This window comes from Pseudomonas sp. YA1 (assembly GCF_058680555.1).
In genome coordinates, this window is sequence record NZ_JBZWBG010000001.1 from 123,377 (window position 1) to 135,660 (window position 12,284).

The following is a 12,284-nucleotide window of genomic DNA, read 5'->3' on the forward strand; positions in this document are numbered from 1 at the left end:
GGCGGGGCGGGGACAGTGAATTATCCGGCCTTATACATAACCATTTGGTTATGCTTCATCAGTGCAACTCGGCGGCCACCTCGCGCAACACCGCGCTGAACCATTGCGCCCCCAGTGGCAACGGCAAGGCCGCGTTGTGGCACAGCCCGACCGAACCGCCCGGTTCGCGGATACCCAGGTCCAGCTCGGCCAGCTCGCCATTGCCGACGTCCAGGCGCACGGCATCGCGCGGCGCCACCCAGATCGCCTCGCTGCGCAACACATAGCTGCGGCTGAGGGTCGGCGAGAGGGTTTCCAGGCGCTGTCCGGCCAGCGGGATGCCCCATTGCACGAACAGGCTGTCGGCGTGGCGGCGGATGGTGGTGCCGGCCAGCGGCAGCACCAGTGGGAATTCGGCCAGCCGCTGCAGGTCGCCGAGGGGCGCGGCGAGCAAGGGGTGGCCGGGACGCACCACCAGCATCATCGACTCGCTGTACAGGTGCTCGAAGGTCAGGCCCTGGATGTCCGGGCTATCGGTCATCCGCCCGACCACCAGGTCCAGCTCGCCGACCTTCAGTTGCGCCAGCAGGTAGGCGCTGGGGCCGGTGGCGACGCTGACCACCAGCGCACCGTGGCGCCGGTGCAGGCGCCGGATCACCTCGGGCACCACCAGGCTCTCCACCGTCGACAGCACGCCGACCCGCACCGTCTCGACCTGCGCCTCGTGGCCGCGCAGGGTGTTCACCCCGTCGCGCAGGGCCTGCACGCAGGGGCCGGCATAGCGCAGGAAGGTCACCCCCGCCTCGGTCAGCTCGGCGCCGGCCTTGCTCCGTTCGAACAGCCGCGCGCCGAGGATTTCCTCCAGTTCCTTGAGGGTCTTGGAGATCGCCGGCTGCGACACCGCCACGGCGTCCGCCGCCTTGGCGAAGCTGCGCTGGCGGGCGACTTCGAGGAAGCAGGCGAGGTGGCGGAACTTGATGCGGTTGTCGAGGTTCATGGGGCGGCCATGGCGGCGAGTGGTGCGGGCATGGTACCCAACGGGCAGGTTGGGGACGAGGTGGCGTGCGATGAGATCGCGCCCAGGCGCTGCTCCGCGTCCCTCTCCCTGAAGGGAGAAGGCACTGGATGGAGCATCATCGAACGGAACGATTCACCGATCCTGCGCCGGGCAGTACCGCGGCAGCCCTTCTCCCTGCCTGGCCAGAGGGCGGGAGAGGCCTCCCATCGTCCAGGAGGACGCCAGGAACCCCGCCAGGAGCGAGCGCCGACTCAGAACTCCACCGTCGTCGACAGCTGGAACTGCCGAGGCTCGCCCATCGCCACGTACAGGCGATTGGCACTGGACGGGTAGTAGGTGCGGTCGAACAGGTTCTTCACGTTGAGCTGGAACTTCACGCCGTGTCCGCCGAAGCGGGTGTCGTAGCTGGCGAAGGCATCGGCCACGGTGTAGGACGGCAGGTCGAAGGAATTGGCCGGGTCGCCCGGGCGCTTGCCGACGTAGCGCGCGCCGCCGCCCAGGCGCAGGCGGTCGCCGCCGAAGAGCTGGCCGAGTTCGTAGACCGCCGACAGCGACGCGGTGTTGCGCGCCACGTTCTGCAGGCGCTTGCCCTCCAGGGTCGGGTCCTCGGTGACTTCCGCGGCGAGCCAGGCGTAGCTGCCGATCAGGCTCCAGCGTTCGCTGAGCTGGCCGGTGAGGTCCAGCTCCAGGCCGCGCGAGCGGACCCGGCCGGCGGCGCGCACGCTGCTGTTGCCGGCACCGTCGAGTTCGTTGACCAGCACGTTCTTCTTGCGGATGTCGAACAGCGCCAGGGTGCCGCTGAGACGCCCCGGCAGATCCAGCTTGGCGCCCAGCTCCCAGGAGGTCGCCTGCTCCGGCAGGATCGCCGAATCGATGGTCTCGCCGGTGCTCAGCGGGGCGATGGTCGAGTTCGGCTTGAACGAGCGCGTGTAGCTGCCGTACAGCGAAACCTCGTCGCTCAGGCGGTAGACCAGGCCGCCGCGCGGCACCCATTTCTGCCCGTTGATATCGGTGTTGGCGTTGAACGGCCGGCCGCGCCCGGCGAGCTGGTCGTAGATCTGGTAGCGCGCGCCGCCGACCAGGATCCAGCGTTCGTCCAGGTGGATCGAGTCCTGGAAGTACAACGAGTCGCTGCGCAGCTTGTCGGTCTGGTCGCTGTCGCCGGCGACCACCCGGGTCGACGGCACCACCTGGCCATAGACCGGGTCGAGGTAGTCGAAGCGGCTGGTCTTGCTGTCGCGCAGCAGGTCGGCGCGGAAGATCTTGCGCTTCTCGTGGTCCATGCCGAATTGCAGGTCATGTTGCATCCCGGCCAGTTGCAGCGTTCCGCTCAGGCCGAGGGTGGCGAAGCTGTCGCTGCTGACCGCGCCGTGGGTGCCGTCCATGCGCCGGGTCAGGGTGCCGTCGGCGTTCACGGCCATCACCCGGGCCTGGTTGTCGTCGTAGGTCTCGCGACTGTAGCCGTAGCCGAAGTGGGCCTTCCAGGTGTCGTCGAGCTGGCGTTCGAGGTCCAGGCGGGTCAGCTCGGAACGGCCCTCGGTGATGTTGAAGGGCTCGTCCAGGCGCCGGCTGCGCGGGATGTCCAGCGGGCGGTTGGTACGCGGGTCGATGGCCGTGCCACGGTCGAACGGCGTGGTGAACTCGCGGTGCTCGTAGCTCAGGTTGACCATCGTGTCCTCGCCGTACCAGGCCAGCGAGGGCGCCACCAGCGTCTCGCGGCTCTTGCCGAAGTCGCGCCAGTAATCCTCGTCCTCATGATCGAGGATCATCCGGTAGGCCAGTCCGCTGTCGCCCAGCGGGCCGGTGGAGTCGAGCTGGCCGCCGCTGCCGTTGCGCCCGTGGGCGTAGGCCGAGCCACGCAGGGTCAGGGCGTTGGCTTGTTGCAGTTGCGGCTTCTTGCTCACCACGTTGACCACCCCGCCCGGGTCCTGGATGCCATAGAGCAGGGATGCAGGCCCCTTCAGCACCTCGACGTGGTCGGCGGTGGCGGTGAAATTGCGGCCCTGCACCGAGGGCATGCCGTCACGCATGATCGAGCCGTCGCGGTTGTCGCCGAAGCCGCGTTTCATCACCGCGTCCTGGGTACCGCCGAGGGTGTTGGCCTGGGTGATGCCGCTGATGTTGCCCAGCGCGTCGTCAAGGTTGCGCGGGCGCTGGTCCTGCAGCGCCTGTGCCGGGACCACGCTGATCGCCTGGGGGATTTCCAGTAGCGGCGCATCGCCGCGACTGATCGAGGCGTTGGCCGCCGGCCGGTAGCCCTGCGCCGGGGCGGCGGCGGACACCGTCGTGGCATCGAGGTCGAGCGCGCCGCTGGCGGGGATCGGTTCCAGGGTCAGGGTGCGCTCGTCGATCCGCCGCGCGCGCAGGCCGCTGCCCTGCAGCAGGCGTTGCAGCGCCTCCTCCGCGTCCAGCGAACCGTGCAATGCCGGGGCGGTCGCCTGCGGCGGCAGCTCGGCGGTGTAGAGCAGCGTCTGCCCGCTGGCCCGGCTGAACGCGTTGAGCGCCTGGGCCAGCGGCGCGGCAGCCTGGCTGAAGCGGTAGCGAACCGCCTCGGCGGCCTGCGCGGTGGCGGCGAGACAGCCGAGGCTGAGGAACAGGGCGGGGAGAGTACGCAGGGCGAAGCGCGGGAAGGGGGTCATGGGTTGCTCGTGTCGGTCGCTTTTCTAATGCGAATCAATCGCGGTCATGAGCACTACACGAAGCGGCGCCGGATTTACCTCACCCCCCAGCGCAAAAAAATTCTTCGCCGGGAAAGATTCCTGCGGCCAAACGGACCGGGGCCGCCGTCAGCGAATCACCACCAGGCGTCCGAACAGGATCTGCTGGCGATAGCCGAGCACCGCCTGCAGCGACTTCAGCGCGGCTTCGGGATCGTCGCTGCGGAAGCTGCCGCTGACCGGCTGGCGGCCGAGCGCGTCGTCGAGCAGGAGAATGCGTCCGGGGTAGTAGCGAGCGAGTTCGTCGAGCACTTCCGCCAGCGGCCGCCGGTAGAAGCTCAGCCAGCCCTGGCGCCAGGCCAGCGCGGCGGCGGCGTCGATGGCCACGGGCCGGCCCAGCCTGCCGTCGGCGAAGCCGACCTGCTGGCCGGCGCCCAGCACTTCCTCGGCGGCGCCCGCGCCCGTGCCGGCGCTCACCGCGACCCGCCCTTGCAGCACGGTGACGCGGGTCTCCCCGGCGCCGCGACGGACCTCGAACTCGGTGCCCAGTACCCGCGCCCGGCCTTCGCCGGCCTCGACCACGAATGGCAGCGTGTCGCGCTTCACCCGCAACGCGGCGGCGCCGCGTAGCAGTTCGACCCGCCGCTGGCCGCCGTCGATACGCACGCGCACCGCGCTGCCGGCGTCCAGGCTCAGGTAGGAGCCATCGGCCAGCTTCCATTCGGCGACCTGTCCCGGCGCGGCGACATAGTCGGCACGCCAGTCCTGCAGCCAGTCGCCGGGCTGCCACCAGCCGCCCAGCCAGAGCATCGCCAGCAGGCAGGCGACGCTGGCCAGCGGGTAGGCCCAGCGCCGCGGGTTGCGCGACGCTCGGCGCGGCCGCAGGTAGGCTTCCAGGGCATCGGCCTCTTCGATGGCCAGGCGGCTCGCCGGTATTTCCGTCAGGCGCCAGAGCGCCTCGGCGCGAGCATAGGCCTCGGCATGCGCCGGCCGCTGCGCCAGCCAGTCCTCGAAGGCCCGCCGGGTCGCCGCATCCGGCGTACCGCGCAGGCGCACCAGCCAGGCCTGGGCGGTCTGCTCGAGGACGGGATCGTAGGGCGCGGCGTCGCTATCGGGTCGGGTCATGGCTGGGCGCTCCTTGCCTGCTCGCCGGCCGGGCCGGCCAGGCTCGCCTTGCAGGCGTCGAGGGCGCGCATCATATGTTTTTCCACGGCGCTTTGGGAAAGCTGCATGGCCTGGGCGATCTCCGCGTAGGTGCGGCCGTGGATGCGATTGAGCAGGAAAATCCGCCGGGTCCGCTCGGGCAGGCCGCGCAAGGCGGCCTCGACCCGGCGCCACTGGTCGCCGGCCTCGAGCGCCTGCTCGGGACCGACCGGCTCGCCCTGGCGCTGCTCCGGCAGCCAGTCGTCCAGTTGCCGCTGCCGCGATCCTTCGCCACGCAAGTGATCGATGGCCAGGTTGCGCGCGCTGCGCAGGAGGTAGCTGCCAAGCTCCTCCACCGGGGCGGCCGGGCGCCGCCAGAAGCGCAGGAACAGTTCCTGGACCAGGTCGGCGGCGGTCGCCCGGCAGCCGACCCAGCGGCTGACCAGGCTTTCCATGCGCTGGCGCTGGGCCAGGAAGGCCTTGAGCAGATCCGCGCGGCGCGCCGCCTCGCCGTCTGCCGGCAAGGCATCCGGGCGCGGGCCGGAGGGAAGGTCGCGGTCGGGCATCGGTGATGGGACGGCTGCACGAAAGCCGGCGCCGGGGCGGCGCCATGGGAATGCTGAGCAGCCCGCAAATGATAATGCTTATCATAAATACCGAGAAGCCGGCGACGACGAAACGCCTTGCGGGTCGCGCGCCGGGTTGCCCGGCGCGCCGCCCCTCACTTCACCAGGCGCGCATCCAGGCTGTTCTGCGCCAGGCGCCTGGCCTGCTCCTCGGTCATTCCCAGGCTCTGCTGCAAGGCATGGAAGTTCTCGGTGACATAGCCGCCGAAGTAGGCCGGGTCATCGGAGTTCACCGTCACCTTCACGCCGCGTTCGAGCATGTCGAGGATGGTGTGCTGGCTCATGTCGTCGAACACGCAGAGCTTGGTGTTGGACAGCGGGCAGACGGTCAGCGGGATCTGTTCGTCGATCAGCCGCCGCATCAGCCGCTCGTCCTCGAAGGCGCGCACGCCGTGGTCGATGCGCTCGACCTTGAGCAGGTCGAGGGCTTCCCAGATGTACTCGGGCGGCCCCTCTTCGCCGGCATGGGCGACGGTGAGGAAGCCTTCGCTGCGGGCGCGGTCGAAGACCCGCTGGAACTTGCTCGGCGGATGCCCGACTTCCGAGCTGTCGAGGCCGACGGCGATGAAGGCGTCGCGGAACGGCAGCGCCTGGTCGAGGGTTTTCTGCGCCTGTTCCTCGCTGAGGTGGCGGAGGAAGCTGAGGATCAGCCCATGGCGGATGCCCAGCAGCTTCTCGCCGTCCTGCAGCGCGGCGCGGATGCCGGCGAGCACCACCTCGAAGGGAATGCCGCGATCGGTGTGGGTCTGCGGGTCGAAGAACGGCTCGACGTGGACGACGTTCTGCGCCTTGCACTTCTGCAGGTAGGCCCAGGTCAGGTCGTAGAAGTCCTGCTCGGTGCGCAGCACGTCGGCGCCGGCGTAGTAGAGGTCGAGGAATTCCTGCAGGTTGTTGAAGGCGTAGGCCTTGCGCAGGGTCTCGACGTCGTTCCAGGGCAGGGCGATGCGGTTGCGCTCGGCGAGGGCGAACAGCAGCTCCGGCTCCAGGGTACCTTCCAGGTGCAGGTGCAGTTCGGCCTTGGGCAAGGCGTTGAGCCATTCGTACATGGGGTGGGTTCTCGATCAGGCTGGTCTTTGCCGGCAAGTTTAACCTGTCCCGGGAGTCAGGCCCGAGGGAAACCCGCGAGCCGCTCCCGCGCGCGACGGGCGGCTCAGGCCGTTTCGCCGCGCCGATAGGCATAGGTCTGCGCGAAGCGCGAGGTCAGCCACTCGCCACAGGTGGTCGGCGGATACTTCGGCGGGTTGTCCGCGTCGAAGCAGCCCGGCAGGCAGCGGATCTCGGTGTCCATGTGCGGTTCGGCGAAGAACGGCATGGAGTAGCGATGCACCCCGCGCGGGCTGATCACCCGGTGCGGGGTCGAGCGGTAACGGTCGTTGCTCCAGCGCGCCATCATGTCGCCGATGTTGACCACGAAGGTGCCGTCGATGGGCGGCGCGTCGATCCATTCGCCCTGGCGGTTCTGCACTTGCAGGCCACCGGCGGCGTCCTGGTAGAGCAGGGTCACGCAGCCGTAGTCGGTGTGCGCGCCGGCGCCGGGCTGGTCGGCGCTCTGCCGGGCGGCGGCCGGCGGATAGTGGATCAGGCGGAATACGCTGACCGGCTGCTCGAAGCGGCGGTCGAAGAAGTCCTCCTCGATCCCCAGGGCGATGGCCAGGGCGCGCAGCACGGTACGGGCCAGCGCCAGCATGTCGGCATAGTGTCCTTCCAGCAGGGCCTCCCAACCGGGCAGGTCGGGGTGTCGGTTGGGCCCGTAGAAGGACTTGCCGGCGCGCACGTCGGGATGCTCCGCCGGCAGGTGCAGGGCCATGTCGAAGGTCTCCTTGAAGTCGCTGGGCAACGCCGGGTCGAGCTGCTCGGTGGCGATCGCGCCATAGCCGCGATGGTTGCGGCTACGGGTGATATCGATCTTCAGCTTCTCTTCGACGGGCAGCGCGAAGAACTCCCGCGCCGCCGCCAACAGGGCTTCGAAGCGCGCGGCCGGCAACGGGTGTCCGGCGATGTAGAAGAAGCCCCACTCGCGGCAGGCCTGGTCGATCCGCCGCGCCACGTCGTTCCAGGCGCCACGGTCGGTGCCGTAGAGCGGGGCGATGTCGATGATGGGTAGACGGTCCAATCGCGCTCTCCTCGATGGGCCCTGTACGGAAAGTGCCTGCGCTCGGCGACTTTTTCCATACAAGGCCAGGGCTCACTTCGGCAGGTCGGCCTTGATGCCTTCCACGTAATAGTTCATCGACGCCAGGTCGGCATTGGTCGCGCTGACGCCGGCGGCGAAACGCTCCTTGCCGGACTGGTCGCGGATCGGCCCGGTGAAGGGGTGGAAGGCTCCGCTGCGGATCGACTCGATCAGCCTGCCCGCCTCTTCCCGCACCGGCGCCGGCAGCACCTCCTGGTTCAGCGGCAGGACCACCGTACTCTCGGCCAAGCCGCCCCAGAAGTCCTCGGATTTCCAGGTGCCGTCCATCACCGCCTGGGCCGAGCGGATATAGTGCGGGCCCCAGTCGTTGACGATCGAGGTGAGCACGGTCTTCGGACCGAAGTGCTGCATGTCCGAGGCGTAGCCCACGGCGTACACCCCGCGACGCTCGGCGGCCTGGATCGGCGCCGGGCTATCGGTGTGCTGGAACACCACGTCGACGCCCTGGTCGATCAGCGCGTTGGCCGCGTCGGCCTCCTTGCCCGGATCGAACCAGGTGCTCACCCACATCACCTTGAGTTCGGCCTGCGGGTCGTATTTGTCCAGCGCCAGCTGGATCGCGTTGATGTCGCGGATCACCTCGGGAATCGGAAACGAGGCGATGTAGCCGATCTTGTGGCTGCGGGTCATCTTCGCCGCGAGGAAGCCGCCGACGTAGCGTCCCTCGTAGGAGCGCGACAGGTAGGTGCCGAGGTTCCTGTCACGCTTGTAGCCGGTGGCGTGCTCGAAGGTCACCTTGGGAAACTGCCGGGCCACCTTGGCGGTGGGGTTCATGTAGCCGAAGGAGGTGGTGAAGACCAGGCCGTAGCCGTCTTTCGCCAGGTTGCGGATGACCCGCTCGGCGTCGGCGCCCTCGGCGACGTTCTCGACGAAGCTGGTCTTCACCTTGTCGCCGAAGTGCTCCACCAGTTCGCGGCGGCCCAGCTCGTGCTGGTAGGTCCAGCCGTGGTCGCCGACCGGGCCGACATAGACGAAGCCGATCTTCAGCGGTTCGGCGGCCTCGGCGGCGAGAGCGCAGGCGCCGAGGCCGAGGACGACGGCAAGGCGGCGCAGGACGGACATGCGGGATTGCGTGCGACGGTGTTTCATGGATGGGCGTGCTCCGGTGAGTGCAGGGTTGGCCATCGGGCGTGGCTTCGCGTTCAGCCCGCCCGCCGATGCAATTACCTGACCACCCGGACAACTCCGCTCAAGCCCGCGCTTCTGCGTGCCGCGCCATGCCGGCGCGGCTGCAGGACGGTGCAGCGCGCCATCGCTTGGTGCATGCCGGCGCCGCCACGATGGCGCTACCATGGGCGCTGGCTTTCCGTAACAAGGCACGCACGCGATGACCGCGATCTACCTGGCCGGGCCGGACGTCTTCCGCCCCGACGCCGAAGCCCATGGCGAAACCCTCAAGGCGCTCTGCGCCGAGTTCGGTTTCCTCGGCCTCTACCCGCTCGACCACGCCCTGCCCGCCGACATCCGCGAGCCAGCCGCACAGGCCGCCTGGATCTACCGCGCCAATGTCGGCCTGATCGAGCGCGCCGACTGCGTGCTGGCCAACCTCGAACCGTTCCGCGGCAGCGAGCCGGACAGCGGCACCGCCTTCGAAGTGGGTTACGCCCTGGCCCTGGGCAAGCCGGTATATGCCTACCTCAGCGATGCCGGCGCCTACGCCGAGCGCCTCGCCCGGCTGGCGCCGGAATGGCTCGGCGAGCACCCCGGCGAGGACCGCGACGGTTGGCAACTGGAGGGTTTCGGCCTGCCATTGAACCTGATGCTGGCGGTGCCTTCGCGGCTGGTCGCCGGCGGCCCGCGCGAGGCCCTGCGACGCCTCGCCGAGGAACTCGGCGGGAACGCCTGAAGCGCCCGCGCCGAGCGCCGGAAGAAGCACGCGAGCCGCCGCCTATCTGCTGACAGGTAGGCGCCGCCTGGCATGTCGCTTGCTGCCCATAATCCCCGGACAACAACGGCCCCCGCGCGGGGCGTCCGGCATCCTGGGGGGAGCATCCGATGAGCCGATCCAACGGTTCCAGCAGCCGTCGTACCTTCTTGCGCCTGGCGGCCCTGCTGCTGCCCGCCGGCGCCCTGCTCGGCAGCCTGCCGGGCGTACGCGCCGCGGCCAGACCGCGGAAACTCTATCTGGCCGGTCCCGACGTGTTCCGCGCCGACGCCGTCGCCCACGGCGAAGCGCTCAAGGCACTGTGCGCACGCTACGGCTTCGAAGGCCTCTACCCGCTGGACAACGCGCTGCCGAAACAGCTCGCCGAGCCGCGCGAACAGGCGGCCTGGATCTACCGCGCCAACATCGGCCTGATCGAACGCGCCGACGCGGTGCTGGCCAACCTGAACTTCTTCCGCGGCGCCGAGCCGGACAGCGGCACCGCCTTCGAGGTCGGCTACGCCACCGCTCTCGGCAAGCCGGTCTATGGCTACGTCGACGACGCCGGCAGCTACGCCGAGCGGATCCGCCGGCACGCCCCGGAGCTGGTCGGCGAGGATCCGACCCGCGACCGCGACGGCATGGCCCTGGAAGAGTTCGGCCTGCCGCTCAACCTGATGCTGGCGGTGCCCGGCAGGATCGTCGTCGGCGACGCCGAGCAGGCTCTCCGGCAACTCGCCGGGCAATCCCGCGGCTGAGTCCGACCCGTCCCACTCCAGGCAAGGACTTCCCATGCGCAAAGCCCTGCTGTGCTGTGCCGCCCCGCTGTGCGCGGCCGCCGCCTTCGGCGCCGAAAACAACGACGAGAACGCCGCCCGCGAAGGGCTCTGGAACAACCTGCACGTCTACCGCGCGTTCAACCAGCGCGGCGGCCCCTACCTGACCGACGACAGCTACCTGGAATGGGAGTTCGGCGGCCGCAAGGGGGTGCTCGACCTGTACGGCTACATCGACTACAAGAACCTCTTCGACGACGCCAGCTCGGACGTACCCGACGGCGAGAACTGGTTCGTCGACATCGAGCCGCGTCTCTCCATCGACCGCCTGCTCGGCCGCGACTTCTCCATCGGCCCGATCCGCGAATGGTTCGTCGCCTTCGACTACTACTACGCCGACGCGCGCCAGGGACCGGGGCTGAACGTGCTGTGGTCGGGCATCGGCACCAACACCGAGCTGCCCTGGCTGGGTACGGTGGGGCTCAATCTCTACGCGCGCTACATCGACAAGAACTACGGCGCGTCCAACGAGAACGCCTGGGACGGCTACGTCGCCCACATGAACTGGTTCAAGCCGCTGGCGCAGTTCGGCGGCAAGCGCTTCATCGCCTTCCAGGGCTTCTTCGACTACGAGTTCGGCTCGAAGCTGCCCGACAAGGACGATGCCTTCGAGCGCGAATACCGTACCGATAACGGCTTCCAGGCCTACCTCGGGCTCTGGTATCACACCGAACACTGGAAGTTCGGCTACGGCGCCAAGGTCTACCGCAACATGACCCAGTGGCGCGACGGCGAGCAACTGGACGGACGCCGCACCGACTCCAGCGGGATCGGCCACTACTTCAACGTCGGCTACGCGTTCTGAGCGCGGCGCCCACGCCGGGCGCCGCGGGAAGCCCGCTCAGGGCAGGCGGGCGATACGCTCGGTGAGCAGGTCGAAGAACCCCTGGGCATCGCCCTCGTTGATCCACTCGACGTTGGCCGGCTGCTTGAGGCCGCCGTACCAGTCGGCCACAGTCTGGCCGAAGGTGATGCCCTCGCGGCTGTCGACCTGCACGTTGATCCGCTTGCCCTTGAACAGCGAGGGCTTGAGCAGGTAGGCGACCACCGTGGCGTCGTGCACCGGGCCGCCCTTCAGGCCGTAGTACTTGATGTCGTACTGGACGTAGGCGTCGAGGATGTCGGCGACGGTCTTGCCGGCTCGGTTGCCGAGGTTGCGCAGCTTGGCGATGCGCTCGGGGCTGGTGAGGATCTTGTGAGTCACGTCGAGCGGCAGCATGGTGATCGGCGCCCCGCTCTTGAGCACGATTTCCGCCGCGTGGGGGTCGGCGAAGATATTGAATTCGGCGGCCGGGGTGATGTTGCCGCCGTTGAAGTGGGCGCCGCCCATGATCACGATCTCGCGGATGCCCTTGACGATGTCCGGGGCCTGGGTCAGGGCCAGCGCGAGGTTGGTCTCCGGGCCGAGCATGGCCAGGGTCACGCTCTTCTCCGGCGCCGCGCGCAGGGTACGGATCAGGTAGTCCACCGCGTTGCCTTCGGCCAGCGGCTGCTTCGGCTCATGCACCTCGACGCCGGTGATGCCTTCGCTGCCGTGTACGTCGGCGGCGTAGATCGGCGTGCGCAGCAGCGGCCGCGGGGCGCCGGCGTAAACCGGGATATCCGGGCGCTTGCCCCACTCGCGGGCCAGCCGGGCGTTGCGCGCGGTCTTTTCCAGCGGCACGTTGCCGGCGACGGTGGTCAGCGCCTGGATCTTCAGCTCCTTCGGCGAGGCCATGGCGAACAGCAGGGCGATCACGTCGTCGGCGCCCGGGTCGGTGTCGATGATCAGGGTCCGCGGCGATTGCGCCGCCGCCGTTTCGGCAGCGGACAGAGGAAGGCTGGCGGGCATCAGCAGGGAGAGTCCTAGCAGAAGGCTGCAAAAGCGATTGCGGGGGCGGGCGGCGCGGGACATGGTCGACTCCTGGTGGGGGATGCCGAAGTCTAGCCGGTTGCAGGCCAGGCGCCGACCTATGCGAACCGACAGA

At 69.0% G+C, this 12,284-nt stretch carries 11 protein-coding genes; 3 read left to right on the forward strand and 8 right to left on the reverse strand.

Annotation, left to right across the window (positions count from 1 at the left end; all coding sequences use genetic code 11):
- Positions 1-58: 58 nt before the first annotated feature.
- The 7 genes from pcaQ to AC4OR5_RS00595 all read right to left on the reverse strand — a co-directional run bounded on the left by pcaQ (position 59) and on the right by AC4OR5_RS00595 (position 8,706).
- Positions 59-976 (reverse strand): pca operon transcription factor PcaQ, encoded by a 918-nt coding sequence (gene pcaQ, locus AC4OR5_RS00565; RefSeq protein WP_003083859.1) that lies wholly within the window; start codon positions 974-976, stop codon positions 59-61.
- 272 nt (positions 977-1,248) lie between these two features.
- Positions 1,249-3,636, reverse strand: a complete 2,388-nt coding sequence (locus tag AC4OR5_RS00570; RefSeq protein WP_058159900.1) for a TonB-dependent siderophore receptor — start codon at positions 3,634-3,636, stop codon at positions 1,249-1,251.
- A gap of 147 nt (positions 3,637-3,783) precedes the next feature.
- The gene (locus tag AC4OR5_RS00575) at positions 3,784-4,779 is read right to left on the reverse strand and encodes a FecR family protein (RefSeq protein ID WP_009877356.1); all 996 of its coding nucleotides are present in this window, start codon (positions 4,777-4,779) and stop codon (positions 3,784-3,786) included.
- Entirely contained in the window at positions 4,776-5,321 is a 546-nt protein-coding gene (locus tag AC4OR5_RS00580) for an RNA polymerase sigma factor (protein ID WP_003112642.1), read from the reverse strand. Before AC4OR5_RS00580 ends, AC4OR5_RS00575 begins: the two co-directional genes overlap by 4 nt.
- A 197-nt stretch (positions 5,322-5,518) precedes the next feature.
- Positions 5,519-6,469 carry an adenosine deaminase gene (locus tag AC4OR5_RS00585; RefSeq protein WP_003083850.1) on the reverse strand — a complete coding sequence of 317 codons (951 nt, stop codon included), beginning with the start codon at positions 6,467-6,469 and terminating at the stop codon, positions 5,519-5,521.
- Between the two features lie 104 nt (positions 6,470-6,573).
- Complete coding sequence (locus AC4OR5_RS00590; protein ID WP_058159899.1) at positions 6,574-7,536, reverse strand: isopenicillin N synthase family dioxygenase; 963 nt, start codon at positions 7,534-7,536, stop codon at positions 6,574-6,576.
- A gap of 72 nt (positions 7,537-7,608) precedes the next feature.
- Complete coding sequence (locus AC4OR5_RS00595; RefSeq protein ID WP_009314963.1) at positions 7,609-8,706, reverse strand: BMP family ABC transporter substrate-binding protein; 1,098 nt, start codon at positions 8,704-8,706, stop codon at positions 7,609-7,611.
- 238 nt (positions 8,707-8,944) lie between these two features.
- Between AC4OR5_RS00595 and AC4OR5_RS00600 the strand changes: the two genes are divergently transcribed.
- The 3 genes from AC4OR5_RS00600 (at position 8,945) to AC4OR5_RS00610 (ending at position 11,122) form a co-directional block, all read left to right on the forward strand.
- Entirely contained in the window at positions 8,945-9,463 is a 519-nt protein-coding gene (locus AC4OR5_RS00600; RefSeq protein WP_003083842.1) for a nucleoside 2-deoxyribosyltransferase, read from the forward strand.
- 149 nt (positions 9,464-9,612) lie between these two features.
- Complete coding sequence (locus AC4OR5_RS00605) at positions 9,613-10,239, forward strand: nucleoside 2-deoxyribosyltransferase (protein WP_003083840.1); 627 nt, start codon at positions 9,613-9,615, stop codon at positions 10,237-10,239.
- A 34-nt stretch (positions 10,240-10,273) separates the two neighbouring features.
- Positions 10,274-11,122: a nucleoside-specific channel-forming Tsx family protein gene (locus AC4OR5_RS00610; RefSeq protein WP_003083838.1), complete on the forward strand. Its 849-nt coding sequence runs from the start codon at positions 10,274-10,276 to the stop codon at positions 11,120-11,122.
- A gap of 36 nt (positions 11,123-11,158) precedes the next feature.
- Here AC4OR5_RS00610 and AC4OR5_RS00615 read toward each other — a convergent pair whose 3' ends face one another.
- Complete coding sequence (locus AC4OR5_RS00615; protein WP_003137027.1) at positions 11,159-12,211, reverse strand: nucleoside hydrolase; 1,053 nt, start codon at positions 12,209-12,211, stop codon at positions 11,159-11,161.
- Positions 12,212-12,284 lie beyond the last annotated feature (73 nt).